Genomic DNA, 20,280 nt, shown 5'->3' with positions numbered 1-20,280 from the left:
CCGCCCCTTCGCGCACCGTGAACCCGCGGAGGCCCTGGCCTCGTACACCCGGGCGGCCGAAGCCTTTTTCGTATATCATACAGGCAGCCGTCACGCCGAACCGCCGCACGAGAGAAAACCATGGCACCGCAGCGCACCTACGACGACGATGAAGTCCGGGAGATTTTCGCGGTGGCGGCGCGCCGGGAGCTGGCGAATCCGCAGCCGACGGCCGCGCCGGGGCTGACGCTGGCGGAGCTGCAGCAGATCGGGCGCGAGGCCGGGCTGGACGCGGGGGAAGTGGCCCGCGCGGCGGCGGCTCTCGAGACGCGTGCCCTGGAGGCGCCTGCACGCACGTCGCTGGGGATGCCCATCGAGGTGATCCGCGTCGTCCCGCTGCCGCGCGCGCCCCGGGACGCGGAGTGGGAGCAGCTCGTGGGCGAGCTCAGGGCGACGTTCGGCGCGCGCGGACGAGTGGCATCGCAGGGCGGGCTGCGGGAGTGGGCCAACGGGAACCTGCACGCCTGCGTGGAGCCGACGGGGAACGGCTACCGGCTCCGGCTGGGCACGGTAAAGGGCGACGCGCGCTCCCTGAACGCCGTCGCCGGCATCGGATTCGTGACGGGGGCGCTGGGGCTGGGCTCCGCGTTCCTGGGCGGAGCGCCGCAGGACCTGTTCGTGCCGGTCTTCATCGCCGCATCGAGCGTCGCGGCGTTCGGCGCCAACATCCTTCGCCTCCCCCGCTGGGCCGACACCCGCCGCCGGCAGATGGACTTCATCGCCGCCCGCGCCGCCGCCATCATCGACGGCGACCCGCCCGCGACAAGCTGAGCTCCGGTTCATCCGCGCGGAGCATCAAAAGGAGCCCCACGCCAGGCCCGGCGTGGGGCTTTCTCCGCTTTTCTCTTCCGCGTCTCCGCGTCTCCGCGTGAGGCAAGCCGTTCAGGACGCGCGCTGACCTCGAGATGCTTGCGCTCGGCCGCCGTTTCCATCATCCTATTGGCTAACCATAGGGAGATGAAACCGAAATCGCGCCCCTCACGTATGGGCAACCCATAGGAGAGAACGGATGGAAAAACGCGACGTTCAGCCGGGGACGCTCGCGCTCATGATCCTGAAGACCCTCGACGTGCTGGGGCCGCTGCACGGCTACGGCGTGGCGCGGCGGATCGAGGAGACGAGCAGGCACCAGCTGGAGCTGAACTACGGCACGCTCTACCCCGCCCTGCTGAAGCTGGAGCAGGAGGGCTTCGTGACGGCCGAGTGGGGCCAGTCGGAGAACAATCGCCGCGCCAAGTTCTACTCGCTCACGCCCGCGGGCCGCAAGGAGCTGGCGCGCGAGCTCCACGAATGGCAGCGGACGGCGGAGCTGATCGCAACCTTTTTCGCACTGAAGCGGGAGCCCGCATGAAAGCGATACGCAGGGCGCTGGCGCGCGTGAGCGCCGTCTTCCGGGGCCACACGGGCGCCGATGACGACCTGCGCGCGGAGATGGAGGCGCACCTACAGATGGAGACCGACGAGAACGTCCGCCGCGGCATGACCCCGGCCGAGGCGCGGCGGCGGGCGCTGATCGCGTCGGGCGGGCTCACGCAGGCAGTGGAGAGCGTGCGCGAGCAGCGCGGCCTTCCCTGGATCGAGGGCCTCGCCGCCGACCTGCGCTACGCCGTCCGCCACTACCGCCGCACGCCGCTCTCCACCCTCACCATCGTCGTCGTGCTGTCGCTGGGGATCGGCACCAACGTGGTGCTCTTCACCTTTCTCAACTCGATCGCCACGATGCCCGCGCCGGGGATCGCGCGCGACGCGTCGCTGGTGCGCATCCGCGGGACCGTGCGCGCGGAGGGGATGGGGGAGCAGCCGCGCCTGCTGTCGTGGCCGGAGGTGCAGGAGTACGCGGGCCGCGCGGAGCTGTTCGGCGGCGTGGCGGCGTACGCCAGCGAGTCCGCCCTCGTGAACCTCGGCGATGCGGACGCCGTCACCGTGCGGCTGATCTACGCGACGCCCAACTACTTCGGCATCCTGGGCGTGCACCCGGCACTCGGCGCCGCGCCGCCCGCGGAGAGGGACGTGATGCGCATGACGTCGCCGCCGACCGCGATGATCAGCCACGCGATGTGGCGGCAGCGATTCGGGGGCGAGCGCAGCGTGATCGGCCGCACGATTCGCGTCAACGGCTTTCCGGTGGAGGTCGTGGGCGTCGCGCCGCCGCGCTTCACCGGCACGGACGGCGGCGGCGGGATGACGATGTGGATGCCGCTCGCCGCGTATCCCCTGATCCAGAAGCGCACGCCGGCCGCGTTCATGAGCCGCGACAGCCAGTTCCTGGGCGCGGCCGCCCGGCTGCGCGCGGGAGTCACGGCCAGGGACGCGACGCCGGTGGTCGCCGGCATCGCGGGGCGCGCGCCCGTCTCGCGGCGGAACGAGGACGCGGGGACGGAGCTCGCGCGCAACGAGACGCCCGGCGCCGACGTCGTGCCGATGCTCGCCAGCAACGGCCGGATCAGCCAGCGCGCGGACCTGCTCGTGTCGGGGGTGGCGGCCGGCGGGTTCGCGTTGCTCGTGCTGCTCATCACCTGCACCAACGTCAGCGCGCTCATGGTAGGGATGGCCGTCGCGCGGCGGCGGGAGATCGGCGTGCGGTTGTCGCTGGGTGCGCCCCGCAAGCGGCTGATCCGGCAGCTCCTCACCGAGAGCGTGCTGCTGGCTCTCGGCGCCGCGGCGGTCGGGCTCGCGGTGACGGCGGGCGGGATCCGCGTGCTCGGCGCGATGCTGGAGGGCGTGCAGCTCGTGGTGGACTGGCGCGTGACCGCCGCCACGTGCACGGTCGCCCTCGTCACCGGCGTGCTGCTCGGCCTCTCGCCGGCGCTGCACGCCACGCGCGTATCCGTGGGCGAGGTGCTCAAGAGTTCGTCGTGGTCCGTCGCGGCGACACGATCGCGGCTGCAGCGGGCGCTCGTCGTGGCGCAGATCACCCTCACGCAGCCGCTGCTGGTGGGGCTGGGCGCGGTGGTCGCCACGATGCTCACCGACATTGGCCGCGGCGCGGTGTCCAGCGTGGCCGGCCAGATCGCCGAGATCGAGCTCGACGCGTGGTCGGGCAGGGTGGCCGGTGCGGAGCGCGAGTCCCGCATCGCCGCGGCCGTCGAGCGCGTGGCCGCGATGCCCGGCGTCGTCGCCGCCATGCCGATGCAGGCGGGCACCATCCTCGCCCCGCTCTCCGTGCACCCCGCCGAACGCGTCGCCGGCATCAACTACGAGGCCATGGAGTCGCACCTGACCTCCGCGCCACGGGGCTACTTCGGCGCGTTCGGAATTCCGGTGGTGCGCGGGCGCGACTTCGACGCCCCCGAGTACGCGCACCCGGCGGACGGCATGGCGCGCGCACCGTCGTACGATCGTGCGATCATCGGCCGCGACCTGGCACGGCGGCTGTGGGGCGGCGCCGACCCGCTGGGCCGCCGCCTCGTCATCGGCCAGCCGAACCGCCCGGGCTCCGCCGCGATGGTCGTGGTGGGCGTGGTGGACGAAGCGGCCGCGGGCCCGAGCGAGGCCAACGGCCAAGTCCGCGTGTACGTGCCGTATTCGTCCATGAACATGGGGGTGGTCGCGCGCACGGCGGGCCCGGCGCTCCCCATGCTGAACGCCATGCGCGAAGCCGTCGCCGCCGAAGCGCCGCAGATGTCCATCAACCGTGCCCAGACGCTGGAGCAGCGCGAAGCAGAGGCGCGGCGCTCCGTCATGCGGGCCGGCGGGGCCGTGGCGGTGGGCGGCGTTCTCGCCCTCCTCCTCTCCGCAATCGGTCTGTACGCGGTCGTGTCGTTCGCCGTCGGCCAGCGCACGCGCGAGATCGGCATCCGCACGGCGCTCGGTGCGCAGCGGCGCCAGGTGGTGCGGATGTTCTTCGCTAAAGGGCTCGCCCTGAGCGCGCTCGGCCTCCTCCTGGGCCTGCCGCTCAGCCTGCTCGCCACGCGCCTGATCGACGCGAAGCTGAACGTGCCGCTGTCCAGCTCGCCGCTGCTCGGCATCGCGGTGGGTGCGCTGGTGTTCGTGGTCGCGTCGGTCGCCGTCTGGATCCCCGCCCACCGCGCCAGCACCATCGACCCGGTGCTGGCGCTGCGGATCGAGTGACCTGAACAGCCACAGAGAAGCCCTTCGCGGTTCTCTCTGTGTCTCTGTGTCTCTGTGTGAGCCATGCAGTTGCGGTTCCCGGCCTTGTCCGGGGAGCGGAATTCAGCCATCGTTCCGCTCCCCATCCCCGCCAGCCCGAGAAACCCTGATGCGCCTCATCCTGGCCGCCACGCTCGCGGCATCCGTGCTCTTCCCCCTCGCCGCGTGCGCGCAGGACCCGCCGGGAGTGGAAGTGCGCCCCGGAAGCCCGCTCCTCGACGCATCGCGCATCGCCGCGCGCACCGACACCTTTACGATGAAAGTGGACGGGGCCGACCCGATCGAGCTCGTGATCCGCACCGCCGCGCTCGGCGATACGGCTCTGCTGCGCGTGGAGCGGATGTCGTTCGGCGCGCGAGAGATCAGCGTGGATTCGTTCGCCGTGCGCCGGCCGGGCCTGGCGCCGCTCTTCGTGGAGAGCCGGGGGTTGAACGGAATCAGCCGCCTGGCCTTCCCGCCCGGACGCGCGAAGGGGACGCACACCCCGCCCGAAAGGGAGGAGCGCACGATCGACGAGACGCTGAGCGAACCACTGTTCTACGGGAACTCCATCGACCTCGTGCTCGCGTCGCTGCCGCTGGAGGCGGGCCGCTCGTACGATCTGGCCACGTGGACCCCGGCGGGAGTCGACGGGGTGATCTCCGTTCGCGTGGCGCGCGCGGAGTCGGTGCAGGCGGGCGACGGCGCGCGCTGCCAGGCGTGGCGGTTGGAGACGGTGGACGAGAACGGTACCGAATCCGTCTACTGGATCGAGCAGAGCACCCGATCGCTGCTCGGCTATTCGTCCAACAGCATGGAGATACGCATCGTCCGCCATGCCTCCTGTCGGAGCGGGCCCGATCCGGCACGGACGACCTGAACGGTGGCGCGACCCGTCAGGGGGCTCGTGCGGTGTCGCGCGGAGCCGGGGCGGGGTAGCGGTGTGGATCGATCAGATCTACGAAGCCGAAAACGAAGCTGAGCAGGCCAAAGAATCCAACCGTTCCGCCCAGGTACGGGTGATCCGCCTCCTTGAGCCGGTACCCGCCGTAGAGGAGCGCGGCGCCGAAGGCGACCAGCTGCAGATCGGTGCTGGTGCCGTAGAGCGGACCCGCCTGCGCGACCCTCTCAGTCGGCGTGAGCGGAAGCGTGTGGCGAGCTTCGAACGGATGCCGCGCCGTGCCGCCGAATTCCGCGGACGGTGCGGTGCGCCACTGCGCCTGTGCACCCGCCGGCGCAAGGAGCGCGGCCCCGAGGGCCAGTGCAGCCGTGTGTGTGCGGATCCGGGCGAGGGAGAGCGGCACGTGGCCTCCAACAAGCGTGAGAAAAGGGACAGCCGTCAGCGATAACCCTTGCTTCGAGCGGCTGCGCGCGCAAGGCTAGTGCACCGTCGTCCGGAGCGCGACCCGCCCATCCTCCAGCAGAGCCGCCGATGTCCCAAGCGAACAACCCGAGCGCCGCCCTCAGCACCGAGCGCCTTTTGCCGGCCAGCCCGCGAGCGATATTCGCTGCCTTCGAGCAGCCGGAACAGCTCGCCCGGTGGTGGGGCCCGAGCGGCTTCACAAACACCTTTGAGCGGTTCGAGTTCAAGCCCGGCGGGCGGTGGGTCTTCGTGATGCACGGACCGAACGGCGCCGACTACCCCAACGAGAGCGTCTTCCGCGAGATCCAGCCCGACACCCGCATCGTGATCGAGCACGTCGTCGAGCCGTTGTTCACGCTGACGGTGACCCTGACCCCCCAGGATGGCCACACGCATCTCACCTGGGTTCAGGAGTTCGAGACCCCCGAGACCGCTGAACGGCTTCGCCCCATCTGCGATCCCGCCAACGAGCAGAACCTGGACCGCCTGCAAGCGCTGCTCGCAAGCGAGAGCCCCTGAAGCCGCCATCCGTGTGCATCGAAGGAAAGAAGGTCTCACGCAAAGACGCAAAGGCGCAAATAAAGTCGTGCCTTTCCTTCGCGTCTTTGCGCCTTTGCGTGACATCTTGATCCTTTGACGGATCACAACCTCTTGCCCCACCCGCGATGTCCTCGACCGCCTGCCGCGAGTGCGGCGCCGCCCTGCCCGACGGCTCCACCGCATGCGCCACCTGTGGAGCCGGCATGCCTCCGCTCCCCGTGCAGCGGCCGCTGCCGCCCCGCCCACCTCCGCCGCCGGAGCGCCCCAGGTGGCGTACGGCCCTCGATTGGGCCCTCCTCGTAGCCGCGTGCGCGGTCGTCGGGACCTTCTTCTACCGCGTGTCCACGAACACCGACCGGGCCGTCACGGAAAAGGACGAGGTGGCGCGGGAGATCGAGCACCTGGTCGACCTGCGCGTGTGGGGGCAGGACACCACGGGCAGCGCCCCGCCGCCGGAGAGCACCGGCCGGCCCGTCCCCACCACCACCCGGGCGAAGCGGATCTGGGTCTTGAGCCGGATAACGTTGGACGGCACGCTCTGGACCCGGGAGGTGATGAAGCGGCACGGCCTGGCGAGCGAGAAGATGATCGCGGCCTGGGAGACCGGGCAGTACCAGGCGAACGCGCGCGCCCACCCCGAAGTGGGGAAGCACCTGGAAGCCCGCCTCGCCGCCATCACCGAGATCGACAGGACCGCGGCGGCGTGGACGGACGAGCACATCGCGGCGCTGGCGCGGGAGTCGGGGCTCCCCGCCAGCGAGATCCGCGACATCGTCCCGCCCGAGCCCGTGCGCCCGGTGCAGGGATCGGTGCGGCTGGCGGAGGCACTGCTGGATATTCACCGCCACCTGGTCCGCATCGACCCGCGGGTGGAGTACGCCGGGGGCCGCGAGCTGCGCTTCCAGCGCGAGGAGGACCTGCGCCGGTTCGAGGAGCTGTTCGCGGCCGCGAACGAAGCCGCCGCCACGGTGGAGCGGGAACGGCATGCAAAAGCGGCCGCGCATGGCGCCGCCTTCAACCGCGTGATCAAGTAAGCCGGACGCCGCGGGAGCTCAGTGCGGTGCCGCGGCCCGCACCGTCTCGGGATCCACGCCGGAGTCCGCGGTGCCCAGGGCATCGTGGCGCTCCGCGGGCTCGCGCAGAAGCTGGTAGATGATGATCGCCCCGAACGTCGCGGTGCCGATGCCGCCGACGGAGAACCCGCCCAGCTTGAGCACCAGGTCGCCCGCGCCCACGGTGAGCGTCACCGCGGCCGTCACCAGGTTGCGGCTATTGGAGAAGTCCACCCGGTTCTGCACCCAGATGCGCCCGCCGGTCGCCGCGATCAGCCCGAACAGCACCACCGAAAGCCCGCCCAGCACCGGCCCCGGAATCGTCCCCACCAGCGCCCCGAACTTGGGCGACAGCCCCATCACCACCGCCGCCATCGCCGCCACCAGGAAGATGAGCGTCGAGTAGATGCGCGTCACCGCCATCACCCCGATGTTCTCGGCGTACGTCGTCACGCCCGTACCGCCGCCGGACGCGGCCAGCATGCACGCCAGCCCATCGCCCAGGAAGGCGCGGCCCAGGTAGCGGTCCAGCGACTGCCCCGTCATGGCGCCCACCGCCTTGACGTGCCCCAGGTTCTCCGCCACCAGCACCAGCGCCGCCGGCGCAAAGAGCAGCGCCACGTCCCAGCGGAAGACGGGGCGCGAGAAGTTGGGCAGCCCGATCCACGCCGCATCGCGCAGCGCCGCGAAGTCGACCGCGGGCCCCAACCCCATCCCGTTGGCCAGCACCAGGTACAGCAGGTAGCCGATGACCCCGCCCAGCAGGATCGGCACGCGGCGCAGCAGCCCGGGCGCGTAGACGGCCACCGCGCACGTGGCCAGCACCGTCGCCAGCCCGATGGCGGAGTCGAAGCCGCTCCCGCTGATGGCGCGCACCGCGACCGGCGCCAGGTTCAGCCCGATCACCGCCACCACCGAGCCGGTGACGACGGGAGGCATCAGCCGCTCGATCCACCGGTACCCCGTCGCCATCACGATCAGCCCGATCACCGCGTACAGCGCCCCCGCCGCGATGATCCCGCCCAGCGCCACGCCGATGTTGGGATTCGGCCCCTTCCCGGCGTACCCCGTCGCCGCGAGCGTGACCGCCACAAACGCGAAGCTGCTCCCCAGGTAGCTCGGCACTCTTCCGCCCACCACCGCGAAAAACAGCAGCGTCCCGATCCCCGAAAAGAACACGGATGTGTTGGGATCGAACCCCATGAGAATCGGCACCAGCACCGTCGCCCCGAACATGGCGAACACGTGCTGCAGCCCCACCACCAGCGTCTGCCCCCACGGCAGCCGCTCCTCAGGGCCGATTACACCACTCGCGACGGGGGTCCAGCGGGGGAAGAAGGTTACGCGTGTGGGGGAGGGCATAGGGGCGATGGGGAGGATGTGAATGGCCTATCCCTGAAAGCACCGAACAACCGCACCGGAGGCTGCGTAAGTAAGATCATTTCATGGGAAACGCGACCCACCGGGGCGAGCCATCCCTGGAAGGATGATCGGCACGCGGCAGCACGACGCTGGTGCGCCCAGAGTGCGCCTCGATCTCGACATGTGTTCCCGACACCAGCGAATGGGATGCTGCTCGATCTCAGCGCTCTGGATTACAAGGCGCACCCGATCGATGCACCCCAAATGCAACGCACCCGCTCAGAACGAAAGATCATCATCATCCTCAACATTCGGAGCCTCTCGAGCGCTGAAAGTTGGAAGGGGTTCTCCATAAGGACCTGTGGCAACAGGCCGAATCGTGGGTGTGGCGACGTTCACGTCGTAAAAGGAAACACCTGCGGCTTTCAGTTGTGACAAATTCGGGTCTGCATCAACGTGCCCCTGCGTAGGCAGCCAGCCCTTGATCTCAGCCTCGTACGCTAGCAGCCAGTTCCCATCGTAAAGGCTATCCTGAGTCATCATCGCCTCCCAGTCGGAAAAATCCGCTGCCGCATCGATGTAGCCAGCATCGCGCGCATGTAGCGCAAGAAGTGCCACGACCGAATCTGCTTGTGTGGATAAGATCAGAGCAGTAGCTCCAGATAGCTCTAACTTGAACCAGATGGCGGCCCACACTGCCCAGGCCACCTCTGATGCATGACCCAGAGGCGCATGCAATGCAATCACCTGCTCAAGTGCGTTCCCAAATTTCGGCGATACCGCCCGCGTACCCTTTTGATGGAAAAGAGACACGACAGATTGCAAGCAACCAGGCTCGACCATCACGCATTGGAACATGAGGTCCTGGAATAATTCCCAGGCGTCGCCATCCACGACCACTGACCGCAACCGCGCAATAGCATAACTCAGAATCGCCTCAGAAGGCTCTGCTTCACGGAGGCTGAAGGCAAGATCAAAATATCGTAACACATCGCTCTGGTCCATATGACCAGTCTCGGCGGGATCAAAGTAGCGCAGTGTATCAACCCACCGACGCTCGAGGGGGCGGGGCAAATCCTCAACGCTTGTTTTGAACGAGTTCAAGGCCAACTCGTACTCACGTAATACGTGCTCAATCCGTGGAATCGCAGCCTCCGCCTGCTGGCGCGAAGGAAACACAAATTCGAAATCGTCCATGAATCTGAAGCCCTTCAAACCAGATTTCTCTAATTCGGAATCAATAGCGGCTCCGATAATTTCTGCTACAACTAACGATGCATCCGGGCCTATGGGAATACCGAGTGTTTGCCCATCCTGCGAATTCCGGAGAAAAAGATCTAAGTCATTGCCGAGTCCGCCAGATCGCACCTTCTTTGCGGCTGCTTTCCCGTCGAGAGCCCAAGGTATGCTGTGCGTGTAAATGGAAGGATAAAAGCGCGAAATGTCGGCCTTTAAGATCACTCTTGAAGTGGCTCTGTTCTGAGCTCGGATGTGCGGCAGCTCTCCGCCTTCCCGCTGTGTTCGCACTGCGCGAAATGCGAGTGGGTCCTGGACTGGCCTTGTCAGGGACAACGCAGCCTTGTTCAAATGCGCATCGATGTTCCCCCACTCTTTCGAAATTACATCGCACAGCTGGTAATAGTTCAATGGATGAGGAATCTGCAGTGCTCTACGTAGATTCCCTGGACGTGCTAGGTCATGAGCACACGCACGCGTAATTAAGCCTCGCGCTGTTGTCCCGGGGCGAGGATCAATTGTCAGATTGGTTGCTGTGACGAAATCAGCAAACGGAACGGTCGTGAATGGGGGCGGGAGTTCTTTCGGAAAGTACCCACGGGCGAGGAAGTCGTGGAGTTGCATGATCGACTAGTCTCCGGACGAAAGCGATCAACAAACCTTGCACCGTATGCGTTCAGGCCGCGTATCAGCATCGTTGGTCAACAGCTGCCATGATGGCTTTGTGCCATGATGACTGCCTCACACGCGAACCGCGCGTAAGCCGGCGGGTTCGGCAATAATAGCCGTGCTGGGCTCTAATGGGCAACCAAACCACGGATGTACACGCTGGCACACGCAAAGCAGGGTGCCCTCCGCACCGTGCGCGGGAGTGCAGAAGCAGGTCGCCGTCAAGATCCACTCCCCGCCCTGCGCCTGCCTGGGTCACCAGTCCTGCTCCTCCTAAAAACGCGGCACGCACCGGCCCCGCCGCCCCGGCAACGGCTCTCCGTTTGAGCTCGCTCAGCCCGCGGCGGGCCTTTGCGGCGGCGGGGCGAGGCCCACGAAGATCACGATGCCGTCGCCGCCGGGGTCACCGCTCTTGGGGTCGAAGTCGGTGGCGAAGCCGGGCTTCCAGTTGTTCACCACCCACACGTTCCCCGCCTGGTCGATCTGGCAGCTCGTGGCACGCATGAAGGGGGTGTAGCACACCTTGCCGTCGGTGTACAGCGGCTCGCCGCTGGGGAGCGTGACCGGGGCGCCGCCGGAGCGGAGCGTGTAGCCGGTCGGGGGTGAGAGAGGCGTGCCGGTATCCACGCCCGCAGGGCTGGCGTCACGGTTGGCACCCTTGAGCGTGGAGAGCGCGCCGGAGAACTCGCTGGTCACCCCCATTGACCCGAAGCTGGCCACCCAGACGTTGTCGTCGCCATCCACCGCCAGCCCCCACGGCCCGTCGATGCCGCCGCCGTCGTAGGCGCCGAGGACGGACCCGTCGGAGCCCACCTGATACACCTTGCTGTCGCCGCTGGACGCCACCCAGACGTGGTTTTCGGAGTCGGTCACGATCACCTTGGTGGCGCTCCCCACGGGCTGCGGGGCCAGCGTCGTCTCCAGCGTGTGGGGATCGCGCAGGCGGAAGCGGGCCACGGTGCCCTGCTCGGCGACCGGCCATCCCAGCCCGCCGCCGTTGGTGACCCACACGTTGTCGTCGCCGTCGACCGCGATGCCGAACGGGTAGCTGCCGCTGTCGGCGAAGAGCGCGCGGCCGGGGTCGCCGCCCACGTACACCACCACGCGGCCGTTGCCGTAGCTCGCCATCCAGATGTTGCCGTGCCGGTCCGCCACCGTGGCCTGCACGCGGTTCACGTACGTGTGCCAGCCGTGCTCGGGCGAGATCGGCGTGCCGTCCGGCAGGAACTCCGACACGCTGCCGTGGTGCGGGTTCTCCGCCTTGACGCCCCAGCCGAAGTTGCCCACCCACACGTGGTCGTCCGGGGCGATGGTGATCCCCCACCCCGGGCCCTTGAGCCCCCCGCCGTACACGGGCGACGCCGGCTTCCCCTCCGTGCCCCGCGCGGGTCTTCCGTCCGGCCGCAGGACGACGATGAAGTGCCCCGAGTTCGGCGTGCCCTGGACGACGTTGTTGGCGATCCAGGCGTAGCCGTTCCGGTCGAACGCGATGTTGGCCGGGCCCCCGAACGGCGTCTGCCCGTCTCCCGTGTCGTTGAACTTGACGGCCAGCGTCCAGGCGTCGGGCGCGCTCTCCAGCGCCGGCCCGAAGTACTGCATCGCCCTCCGCGACAGCGCGAACAGCTCGGCCACGTTGTTGGCGGGATGATGGGCGATGTTCTGCACCGCCTGGAAGATGTCCGTGGGGGCTTCGCGGCCGTGGATCGTGGTGAGCTCGAACAGCTCCCGCTCGAACTCGCCGCCGTAGCGCAGGCACTGGAAGAGCATATTGGCCAGCGAGCCGATGGTCTGCAGCCCGATGGTCTGGTTGGCGTTGGGCGGGGTGAGCAGCACGGGCGACTGCATCCCGATCCCCGGCGCGACGAGGTTGCCGTTCATCCCCGCCGCGATGCGCAGCCCGAACGCGTTGCCGGCGATGCGGCTTCCATCGCTGAACTGCGCCATGCTGTACGCCGCCGCCACCGTCGACATCTCGTTGAGGGTGACGGGCCCCTCGACCCGCGGACCCACCACGGCTACCAGCAGCGCCGTGGGCCGGTACCGGGCCGTGGCGTAGTAGATGGTGTCCGCCTCCGCATCGGCGACGGGAATGGCGAAGGCGCCGTCCGCGTCCGTCACCGCCTGCCCGATGGTGACGGGGGCGTCCGCCGTGGCCCGGTAGAGCGTCACCGGAACACCCGCCAGCGGCGTGAAGCCGGCGGCGCCGGACTGCACGGTTCCCGCGAGGACCTTGTTTTCCATGCGCACGTTCCGGGGGAGGAAGGGAGCGAGGAGGACGGGCGCCTACCGCCGCAGATACTCGTCCACGTTCCTCGCGAGCACGTCGAGTGGCACGTTGCCGCCGAGCACGACGGTGTCGTTGAACGCCTTGAGATCGTACCTCGGGCCGAGCGCGGCCTGCGCCCGCTCGCGCTGCCGGTTGATCTCGCTGTGGCCCACCTTGTAGCCGCACGCCTGGCCGGGCCACGAGCAGTAGCGATCCACCTCGCTGGCCACCTCCAGCGGGTTGGAGCCGTTCACCTCCACGAAGAACCGCACGCCCTGCTCGCGCGTCCACCCCTTGGCGTGCAGGCCCGTATCCACGACCAGGCGGCAGGCGCGGAAGGCGATCGACTGCAGGTAGCCCAGCCGGCCGACGGGATCGCGGTCGTACGCGCCCAGCTCGTCGGCGAGCTGCTCGGCGTAGAGCGCCCAGCCCTCGGAGTAGGCGTTGAACGCCAGCATCTGGCGCACCAGCGGCATGCCGTGCGTGTACTCGCCCTGCCAGATGTGGCCGGGGATCGCCTCGTGGAAGGCCAGATCCGCGAGGCTGTACTTGCTGTGCAGGTCCGTGGTGCGGAGGTTGATCCAGAAGCGGCCGGGGATCTTGCCGTCCACCGACCCGGCGCCGCCGTACGCGGCCGGCGCGCCCGGCTCCTCCTCGGGCGGCAGGCGCTTCACCTCCATGTTCGGATTGACGACGGTGTTGAACGCCCGCGGCATCTGCGCGCGGATCCAGGCGAGGCGGTCGTCGATGAAGCGCCTGATCTCGGCGCGCCCCGGGTCTCCCTCGGCGAACTTGTAGCGCGGATCCCTGGCCAGCGCGTTCATCCGCTCGCCCACGGTGCCCTGCGTGTAGCCGCTCTCCTTGAGGATCGCGTCCATGCGCGCGTGCAGCCGCGCAAGCTCGCTTCGGCCCAGCTCGTGTACCTCGTCCGGCGACATCGTGGTGGTGGTCGACGCCTTGAGGGCCCAGCGGTAGAACTCGGCGCCGTGCGGCCGCGTGCCGATGCCCGCATCGTTCGTGGCGACGGCGCGCTGCGCCTCCAGCTCGCGGATCTGGCGGTCCAGCGCCGGCGCGATCTCCTGCGCGGCGATGCGGCGCGCGCGCCCAGCCCAGTCGCCGGGGATGTTGCGCGTCCGCCGCTCCAGCGACTCCACGAGCATCCCGCCGTCGCGCGCGCCCTGTGCGGAGAGGCGCATCTGCGTCAGCGCCTTGTCCAGCAGGAAGGCGGGCGGAACGAGGCCGGCCGCGCGCGCCTCCCGCACGCGTTCCAGCTCGCCGTCCAGCTGCCGCGCGTACGCCTGAAGCCGCGCGACGTACGCCTCGGCATCGGCGGCGTTCTCGACGGTGTGATCGCTGTCCAGGAAGCGGGGGACGTCCAGGTACGCGCCGACGTTCTGGATGACGACGTAGGGCGTGTTGCGCCAGCCGCCCACGGTGATGTCGCCGTAGGGGAGCGCGAAGCCCTCGAGCGCCGTCGTGTAGGCGCTGCGCACGACTTCCACGCTGGTCCGCACCGGGTGCGAGAGGCGGCTGGCATCGACGGCCGCGAGCTGGCCCAGGTCCGCGCGAAGCTGCTGCGCCACGCGCCTCTGCCCCGCCGGCGAGCGATCCGCTAGCCGGGACCGGAGCCCGGCCCGCGCGCCGACGTCGAGCCCCAGTGAGGTCGCCGACTCCGGAAAGAGGTTCAGGAGGTCGTTGCCGATGCGGTCGAGGAGCGCGATGGCGTTCCGGTCGGCGTCGGTCGCCGGGGCCGCCGCGGTCGCCTGCGACGTGCGGGCGGCGCCGCACGCGGACACGAGCGGCAGCGCGGCGACGGATGCCAGCGCGGCCAGCATCTCCCGGCGCGTGAAGAGTCCGTGTGCGGTCGGGTCGTTCGACATCGTCAGATGGCTCGGCTTCAGAGGGTGAGGCGTGACAGGACGCGGACCCGGTGCTCCCGCATCGTCTCCATCCCACAAAGTGCATCGGCGCGGCGGCATCTACAACCACCCCGGCCGCCCCAGTCCCGCCAGGCGCCGCACACGAGACGCTTGCGCCGCCCACAATTCGAACTTACCCTACAACCATATGGTTGCATATGCTTCCCTCAGCGATGCGGAAATCGACCGCCTCTTCCACGCCCTCGCCGATGCGACGCGGCGCAGCATCGTCGCGCGGGTGCTGGCGGGGGAGCAGGCGTCGATTTCGACGCTCGCGGCGCGGTACGAGATGTCGTTCGCGGCGGTGCAGAAGCACGTCGCCGTCCTGGAAGGAGCGGGGCTGGTGACCAAGCACACGCAGGGCCGCGAGCGCATCGTCCGCGGCAACCCGGAGCGGATCGCGCAAGCGCGTGAGCTGCTCGCGCAGTTGGAGGAGTTGTGGAAGGCCCGCTTCAGCCAGATCGACGCCCTTTTCTCTGAACCCCGTCTCCAGGAGTAAAAGCCATGCCCGTGACATCCGTCTCCTCCGACGCGAACGCCCTCACCCTGACCATCGTCGGCGACTATCCCGTGCCGGTGGAGCGGCTCTGGGCGGCGTATGCGGACCCGCGGCAGCTGGAAAGGTTCTGGGGCCCGGAGACGTGGCCCGCCACCTTCACCCGCCACGACATGGAGGTCGGCGGCCGCTCCGAGTACTTCATGACGGGCCCGGACGGGACCACCGCGCGCGGCTGGTGGCGCTTCGTCGCGGTGGAGCCGGTGCGCCGCATCGAGGTCGAGGACGGCTTCGCGCACGACGACGGCACCCCCAACGACGCCATGCCGAGCATGCGCATGGTCTTCACCTTCGCGCCGACCGCCACGGGATCCCAGTTCACGTCCGTGACCACCTTCCCCAGCCCCGAAGCCATGCAGCAACTGGTGGAGATGGGGATGGAGGAGGGCATCCGGTCGGCGATGGGCCAGCTGGACGGCGTGCTGGCGGAACCCGCCCCGACGGAGCGCGCCGGCTGATCGAAGCCGGAAATGCAAAAAGGGCCGAGCCCCGGAATGGGGTTCGGCCCTTTTCACCTTCTCATGTGCCGGCCGCTTGCTTCACGGTGCAGCGCCCCCGCGAAGTGCTCGCCGGAAGGAGCAACTCCACTCGTACACCCACCTGGTTATGCGTTACAGGCGCAGCCGCGTCCTTTCGTGCATGTCGAGCTCTTGCTGATGCAGGAGTCGCCGCACGCCTTCCCCTCCTTGCACACCGTGCAGCACCCCGAGGAGTTCGTGGGCCCGTCCCCGCCTCCGCAGGCCGTCGCGAGCGGCGCGCCGCTGGTGAGCAGGATCATGGCGAGCAGAGGGATGATGCGGATTCGTCTGAGCATTGTGACTCCTGGATTATCGGATTGCCGGTTGGACGATGCTGTAGGGGCTTTGTCGGCCGCGGCAAAGCCGTTTCCCGTTATCCGAGGTACCGTCGCAAGCGGGGCAGGGTACGGTGCGAATCGCAGCCGAAGACCGCCGGCTTAGGGCCGTGCTGCTTCGTCTACTCCCGTTTGACCGCTGCACCGTGTGTCATCAGGTTCTGCTATGAGCCTGAATCTCGCGAATCACGGCCTCCAGGTTCGGGGCGCGGTGAATGTGCGACACCGCGTCTGGAGTCAGCCCGAAGCCGGGCCGCCTGCTCTGGTCGTGGAGGTGACCGAGGATCCGTTTGTCCACGAACGCTAGGTCAACATAGGGAAGATGGAAAAGATGCTCCCAATCGATCGGATCACTTGCATCGGCGTTTTTCCCGGCGCTTCGCAACCCTCGTAAAATTGCGATCCAGAGGTTCCAACCTGGGCACGCGTACGGGTCCATCTCATCGGTAACGATGCTCCATGGAGTTGTCAGAAACGAGCTTTCGCATCGCTGAATCCCGAGTTCCTCGATCGCCAGCCTATAGAATGCGGCCGCCATTTCGAGGTCCTCCTCAGGGATTTGTCTCCGCGCGATGCCGGGCTCATCGAGTAGCTGCAAGTAGGCAAGCGACGGCACCGCCTCGTAGAACCCGTTCGGCAGAGGAGCGCCACGACCGCGCTCGCGCTTCACCCGACCGTAGATTGCCTTCAGCGGTGCGAGTTCCGGATTCTGCACCTTCGGCCTTGCCGCTTCAACATCTTCACTGGTCAGCCGCAATACTTCAGGTGAGAGCTCCTCGAGCCACGGCTTACCATGGGTGATCTGCTTCAACTCGTTGATGAACGGCCTCATCTTCAAATACTCGTTTACAAATTCAGCATGGCGCTCGTTGAGCGTCCGAATCTCGGGGACAATCTCATCCAGATCGGAAAGGGTTGCGCGGATCTCCCGGAGATCAGAGCGGGGGAAAAGGCGGTTGCGGAGCGCGTGCGCGGGAGCGATCTCGCCTCGGCTACGCGCGTCATAGTGGTGCTTGATCTCCTCGAGCATCAGTTTAACGGAGACCTCAGGCGAGAAGCGAATCTCAGAAAATCGCTCCAGGCTCGCCAGCCGGCGCTCGCGCGAGTCGCCCAGCTGGGCGAGCTCCTTCAGATGGGGGACGGAGAAAGCCAGTGCGCACTCTGCCCGATCCCATGCCTGGAAGAACGCTCGCACCATGCCTGGGTCGGCCGTGTCCGCTAAATACGAGAAATGCGCAGTGTCCAGATAGACGAGCATTGCAATTCTGCGATGACGATTTTCTAGTTGACGAAAGTACTTCGGATCACCGGCCGCTGAATTCCCCGCTCAACCTGGATCCCGCCGTCATGCAGTCTGTGGAGTGCGCTGGAAGAGAATTCGCACGCGGTTGTCACCGACGCCGGGCCTAAATCGATGATAGCGGTCAAATGTCATTATATGTGGAGCGACGGTCCAGCCGTCGGCGGCGAATTATCAGCTGCTCAAGCGCTTCGTCCGGCTCACGGCGAGCCGTCAGGTCGTTGAATGGTGATGGGTGAACCGTGAAGTATCCAGCCGGTCGGCGGTGAGCCAGCTGGACGGCGTGCTGGCCGAGCCCGGCAGGGGTTCGGCCCTTTCTCTCGGAAGCCATCGCTGCTAGAGTGGTCCCGTGAGCCAGGGAACCCAGGCCGCGAAGCTGTAAGCCGATTTCGTAGTCCGTCCTCCGCCAGGGCGATCCGCCCATGCCCGTCGACAAGTACCGGCCTCCGCCGGCCCATCCGCTCCACCCCTACATCCAGGCGATCTTCCGGATCCGCCTGGCGCGCCCCTGTGCGCGGGAAACCATCCTGCCCAAGGGGAACGTGGACCTGCTCTTCAACCTGGGCGACCCGCTCGTGGGGGCGGCCACGGCGGAAGAGGGGTCCGTGTGGGTAGGCGGGCTGCGCACGGCGCCGTACCAGGTGCGGGCAACCGGCACCATGGATCTCCTGGGCGTGAGCCTGTACGCGGAAGGGGCGGCGGCGCTGGTCCCCCTGCCGGCGGGCGAGCTGCTGAACCGGGAGGCGCACGGCGCCGAGGCCATTCCCGGCCTGGGATCCCTGGGCGATGCGCTGCGCGAAACCGCCATCTTCGATGCCCAGCGCACGCTGCTGGTGGCATGGCTCCTTGCGCGGCTGCGCCCGCCGCGTGGCGCGGCGCTCGTGGCGCAGGCGTGCGCCCGTCTGCGAGAGAGCCGCGCCGCCGACCCCTTCCGCGAGACGGCGTCCGCGCTCGCTATCTCCCCGCGACACCTGCGACGGCTCATCACCCAGCAGGTCGGCGTATCCCCGGGCGAGTACCTGCGCCTGTCGCGCTTCATACGCTCGCTGCACCGCCTGCACGCGCCGCACGCCACCATCGGCCGCGTGGCGCACGCCGCCGGCTACTACGACCACGCGCACTTCTGCCACGACTTCCGCGCGATCGCGGGAATGACGCCACAGGAGTACCGGGCGCAGCCGGTGCGGCCGGCGGTGGGGCACGTAATGGGGGAAGGCGCGCCGGATGCCGAGCGTGAAGGGCCTTCTTCGCCAGGAGTTGGAGCGCGGCCCGGCTGACGTGTCCGCCTGGTACAAGACGGGTGGGATGGAACCCGGTACGTTGGCGCGTCCGGTGCTCCAATCATCCAACCCGGGGTGCGCCCTCCATGCCGATCTCCTCCCGCCCCGCCGCCTGGCGGATGCTCTTCCTCATCTCCGGGCTGATGATGGTTCCCGGCGCGCTCACCCACCCCCGCGGCGGCGGCATGCCCGTGATGCTCGCCGACCCGGGCTGGATATCGTCCCACCTCCTGATGCTGGGCGGGCACGTCGCGCTGGTGGCGGGGCTACTGGCGCTCGGGCAGAGAACCTCGTGGCTGCGGGTGGGCGTGGTAGTGGCGGCGCTGCAGGTGGTGGAGGCCGCATTCCACGCCGCGGCCTTCGTGGACGCGCACCATCTCCAGGCCGGGCGCCCCACACCGGTGCTGAGCACGCACATGCTGCTCACGCCCTTGGTCTATCCGCTCTTCGCGCTCGGGATGATCTGGGTGATCGTGGCCGCGGCGCGCGCGGGAGCCCTCGGATCCGGGTGGATCGCGCCGCTGGGCGTGGCGGGGGTGGCGGCGCACGGCGCGGCGGCCATCGTGGTGGGTGTGCTTGGCCACGACGAGCTGGGCCCCCTCTTCGCAGGCATCGCGCTGTTCGGCCTGTGGTGCGTGTTCGCTTCGCTGTGGCCGGTCCGGGCTCGATCGTCGGCGGCGGCACCCGTCCCTGTCGCCCTCGCGACGACGAGCGTGCCGGCTTCCGGCGGGTTCGGGAGCGGCGTGTAGGTGGACTCCTGCTCCACGCGCTTGATCCTGTCACCGCCGCTGCTGGAAGGAGGGCATGGCCGGCAGCAGCTCGCGCCACCCCCCGCGGCTGGTGGCGCTCCGTCGTCTCGCGCGCAAGAAAACTTTCGTAAGCATCCTCACAGGGTTGCTCCCGAGCAGACACGCATCTGCCGGGATAGTCACTGTCTTAGTTCCGCGGAGCTGTCCGACCCGGTACCAGAGGTTGAGTGATCTTGTCGATTGTGCGCAATAGACGGATCATGGTCACCCGAACCCCGCTCCCCTGATCCCCTCGCTCAACTACATATTCCTCATCCCGTTCGCTGGCGAACGGAGCGACGAATCTAGCTCGAAGAATCATCTCAGTACCACTTCCCTCCGTAATAGCTTGCACCTCCCACCACGGGCCCGATCCCGAAACATAAGCTCTCGGGGCCGCGCATCCATTCGAGGTCTCACCACTCAGCATCATCACGACTCGGCGGTCGAGAAGTTTCGCGTAATCCGCATGGCGATCCAATGCCGCATATACGCTGCAGGCATTCACCTTGAATTCCTCACGTATTTCGCTCCGTCGTGCAAGAACCGCCTCGCTGATCGCCGCCGCGCGAAGTCGTCGCGAGATCTCCTGCCCGGACCCGGAGATCCGAAATCCCGAAGATCCTCCCAGCAGAACGAGTAGCGCGAGCCACGTCCGTACATGCATTCGTCTACTCCCGGACGGCCATATGGTGAGCGATCTCTTCCGCTTAAGGATTAGCGGGTGCCCCGGCGGCTGGCGTAGGGCAGCACGAACAGGTACAGGCCACTGAACAGGAGCAGGGCGAGCGGGAGCAGCGGCGAGTACGTGATCCAGGGCGGGGGCGTCGCTCCTCCTCCGCGCGCGAGGGCGACGAAGTTGGCGATTACGGTCACCGTGAAGACGATGGACACCCACCGGTGCGTCTGCCGGATCAATCTGCTTCCATTCATGGATTACCTCCTCCGAACGAGGGTCTGAGGGGATT

17 protein-coding genes are annotated in these 20,280 nt (G+C 68.0%); 10 read left to right on the top strand and 7 right to left on the bottom strand.

Annotated features, from left to right (window positions below; genetic code table 11):
• The first annotated feature begins 120 nt into the window (after positions 1-120).
• The 4 genes from VF647_09400 to VF647_09385 all read left to right on the top strand — a co-directional run bounded on the left by VF647_09400 (position 121) and on the right by VF647_09385 (position 5,008).
• Positions 121-810: a hypothetical protein gene (locus tag VF647_09400; protein HEX8452299.1), complete on the top strand. Its 690-nt coding sequence runs from the start codon at positions 121-123 to the stop codon at positions 808-810.
• A gap of 238 nt (positions 811-1,048) precedes the next feature.
• Positions 1,049-1,390, top strand: coding sequence for a PadR family transcriptional regulator (locus tag VF647_09395; protein ID HEX8452298.1), 342 nt, complete (start codon positions 1,049-1,051; stop codon positions 1,388-1,390).
• Positions 1,387-4,110 (top strand): ABC transporter permease, encoded by a 2,724-nt coding sequence (locus VF647_09390; protein HEX8452297.1) that lies wholly within the window; start codon positions 1,387-1,389, stop codon positions 4,108-4,110. The genes VF647_09395 and VF647_09390 overlap by 4 nt, the downstream gene beginning before the upstream one ends.
• 148 nt (positions 4,111-4,258) lie before the next feature.
• Positions 4,259-5,008: a hypothetical protein gene (locus VF647_09385; GenBank protein HEX8452296.1), complete on the top strand. Its 750-nt coding sequence runs from the start codon at positions 4,259-4,261 to the stop codon at positions 5,006-5,008.
• A 16-nt stretch (positions 5,009-5,024) separates the two neighbouring features.
• On the opposite strand, the gene VF647_09380 is transcribed toward VF647_09385, so the two are convergent.
• On the bottom strand, positions 5,025-5,432 hold the full coding sequence (locus tag VF647_09380) for a hypothetical protein (protein ID HEX8452295.1): 408 nt from the start codon (positions 5,430-5,432) through the stop codon (positions 5,025-5,027).
• A 128-nt stretch (positions 5,433-5,560) separates the two neighbouring features.
• Here VF647_09380 and VF647_09375 point away from each other — a divergent pair, with 128 nt between their 5' ends.
• Together VF647_09375 and VF647_09370 are read left to right on the top strand one after the other, a co-directional pair.
• Entirely contained in the window at positions 5,561-6,010 is a 450-nt protein-coding gene (locus tag VF647_09375) for an SRPBCC family protein (protein HEX8452294.1), read from the top strand.
• Between the two features lie 224 nt (positions 6,011-6,234).
• A complete protein-coding gene (locus VF647_09370; GenBank protein ID HEX8452293.1) occupies positions 6,235-7,065 on the top strand; it encodes a hypothetical protein in 831 nt (276 codons plus the stop codon).
• 18 nt (positions 7,066-7,083) lie between these two features.
• On the opposite strand, the gene VF647_09365 is transcribed toward VF647_09370, so the two are convergent.
• The 4 genes from VF647_09365 to VF647_09350 all read right to left on the bottom strand — a co-directional run bounded on the left by VF647_09365 (position 7,084) and on the right by VF647_09350 (position 14,496).
• Positions 7,084-8,445 carry a solute carrier family 23 protein gene (locus VF647_09365; GenBank protein ID HEX8452292.1) on the bottom strand — a complete coding sequence of 454 codons (1,362 nt, stop codon included), beginning with the start codon at positions 8,443-8,445 and terminating at the stop codon, positions 7,084-7,086.
• 279 nt (positions 8,446-8,724) lie between these two features.
• Positions 8,725-10,305, bottom strand: coding sequence for an RNA-directed DNA polymerase (locus tag VF647_09360; GenBank protein ID HEX8452291.1), 1,581 nt, complete (start codon positions 10,303-10,305; stop codon positions 8,725-8,727).
• A gap of 378 nt (positions 10,306-10,683) precedes the next feature.
• The gene (locus VF647_09355; GenBank protein ID HEX8452290.1) at positions 10,684-12,591 is read right to left on the bottom strand and encodes a hypothetical protein; all 1,908 of its coding nucleotides are present in this window, start codon (positions 12,589-12,591) and stop codon (positions 10,684-10,686) included.
• Between the two features lie 42 nt (positions 12,592-12,633).
• Positions 12,634-14,496 carry a DUF885 domain-containing protein gene (locus tag VF647_09350; GenBank protein HEX8452289.1) on the bottom strand — a complete coding sequence of 621 codons (1,863 nt, stop codon included), beginning with the start codon at positions 14,494-14,496 and terminating at the stop codon, positions 12,634-12,636.
• Between the two features lie 187 nt (positions 14,497-14,683).
• Between VF647_09350 and VF647_09345 the strand changes: the two genes are divergently transcribed.
• Together VF647_09345 and VF647_09340 are read left to right on the top strand one after the other, a co-directional pair.
• Positions 14,684-15,034, top strand: a complete 351-nt coding sequence (locus tag VF647_09345) for a metalloregulator ArsR/SmtB family transcription factor (GenBank protein ID HEX8452288.1) — start codon at positions 14,684-14,686, stop codon at positions 15,032-15,034.
• A gap of 5 nt (positions 15,035-15,039) precedes the next feature.
• Positions 15,040-15,549: an SRPBCC domain-containing protein gene (locus tag VF647_09340; GenBank protein ID HEX8452287.1), complete on the top strand. Its 510-nt coding sequence runs from the start codon at positions 15,040-15,042 to the stop codon at positions 15,547-15,549.
• Between the two features lie 549 nt (positions 15,550-16,098).
• On the opposite strand, the gene VF647_09335 is transcribed toward VF647_09340, so the two are convergent.
• The gene (locus tag VF647_09335) at positions 16,099-17,202 is read right to left on the bottom strand and encodes a hypothetical protein (protein HEX8452286.1); all 1,104 of its coding nucleotides are present in this window, start codon (positions 17,200-17,202) and stop codon (positions 16,099-16,101) included.
• Between the two features lie 464 nt (positions 17,203-17,666).
• On the opposite strand from VF647_09335, the gene VF647_09330 reads away from it, so the two are divergent.
• Positions 17,667-18,521 (top strand): AraC family transcriptional regulator, encoded by an 855-nt coding sequence (locus VF647_09330; protein HEX8452285.1) that lies wholly within the window; start codon positions 17,667-17,669, stop codon positions 18,519-18,521.
• Positions 18,522-18,610: 89 nt separating this feature from the next.
• Complete coding sequence (locus tag VF647_09325; protein ID HEX8452284.1) at positions 18,611-19,273, top strand: hypothetical protein; 663 nt, start codon at positions 18,611-18,613, stop codon at positions 19,271-19,273.
• A 756-nt stretch (positions 19,274-20,029) separates the two neighbouring features.
• Here the strand turns inward: VF647_09325 and VF647_09320 are convergent.
• Positions 20,030-20,245 (bottom strand): hypothetical protein, encoded by a 216-nt coding sequence (locus VF647_09320; GenBank protein HEX8452283.1) that lies wholly within the window; start codon positions 20,243-20,245, stop codon positions 20,030-20,032.
• Between the last annotated feature and the right edge of the window lie 35 nt (positions 20,246-20,280).

Source organism: Longimicrobium sp., from assembly GCA_036387335.1.
Classification (GTDB): Bacteria; Gemmatimonadota; Gemmatimonadetes; order Longimicrobiales; family Longimicrobiaceae; genus Longimicrobium.
The sequence above is the reverse complement of the archived record's forward strand: the minus strand, read 5'-3'. Positions and strand labels throughout refer to the sequence as shown.

Coding starts and splice junctions, on each gene's coding strand:
- VF647_09400 (HEX8452299.1), top strand. CDS start 121: ATGGCACCGCAGCGCACCTACGACGACGATGAAGTCCGGGAGATTTTC.
- VF647_09395 (HEX8452298.1), top strand. CDS start 1,049: ATGGAAAAACGCGACGTTCAGCCGGGGACGCTCGCGCTCATGATCCTG.
- VF647_09390 (HEX8452297.1), top strand. CDS start 1,387: ATGAAAGCGATACGCAGGGCGCTGGCGCGCGTGAGCGCCGTCTTCCGG.
- VF647_09385 (HEX8452296.1), top strand. CDS start 4,259: ATGCGCCTCATCCTGGCCGCCACGCTCGCGGCATCCGTGCTCTTCCCC.
- VF647_09375 (HEX8452294.1), top strand. CDS start 5,561: ATGTCCCAAGCGAACAACCCGAGCGCCGCCCTCAGCACCGAGCGCCTT.
- VF647_09370 (HEX8452293.1), top strand. CDS start 6,235: ATGCCTCCGCTCCCCGTGCAGCGGCCGCTGCCGCCCCGCCCACCTCCG.
- VF647_09365 (HEX8452292.1), bottom strand. CDS start 8,445: ATGCCCTCCCCCACACGCGTAACCTTCTTCCCCCGCTGGACCCCCGTC.
- VF647_09360 (HEX8452291.1), bottom strand. CDS start 10,305: ATGCAACTCCACGACTTCCTCGCCCGTGGGTACTTTCCGAAAGAACTC.
- VF647_09355 (HEX8452290.1), bottom strand. CDS start 12,591: ATGGAAAACAAGGTCCTCGCGGGAACCGTGCAGTCCGGCGCCGCCGGC.
- VF647_09350 (HEX8452289.1), bottom strand. CDS start 14,496: ATGTCGAACGACCCGACCGCACACGGACTCTTCACGCGCCGGGAGATG.
- VF647_09345 (HEX8452288.1), top strand. CDS start 14,684: ATGGTTGCATATGCTTCCCTCAGCGATGCGGAAATCGACCGCCTCTTC.
- VF647_09340 (HEX8452287.1), top strand. CDS start 15,040: ATGCCCGTGACATCCGTCTCCTCCGACGCGAACGCCCTCACCCTGACC.
- VF647_09335 (HEX8452286.1), bottom strand. CDS start 17,202: ATGCTCGTCTATCTGGACACTGCGCATTTCTCGTATTTAGCGGACACG.
- VF647_09330 (HEX8452285.1), top strand. CDS start 17,667: ATGCCCGTCGACAAGTACCGGCCTCCGCCGGCCCATCCGCTCCACCCC.
- VF647_09325 (HEX8452284.1), top strand. CDS start 18,611: ATGCCGATCTCCTCCCGCCCCGCCGCCTGGCGGATGCTCTTCCTCATC.
- VF647_09320 (HEX8452283.1), bottom strand. CDS start 20,245: ATGAATGGAAGCAGATTGATCCGGCAGACGCACCGGTGGGTGTCCATC.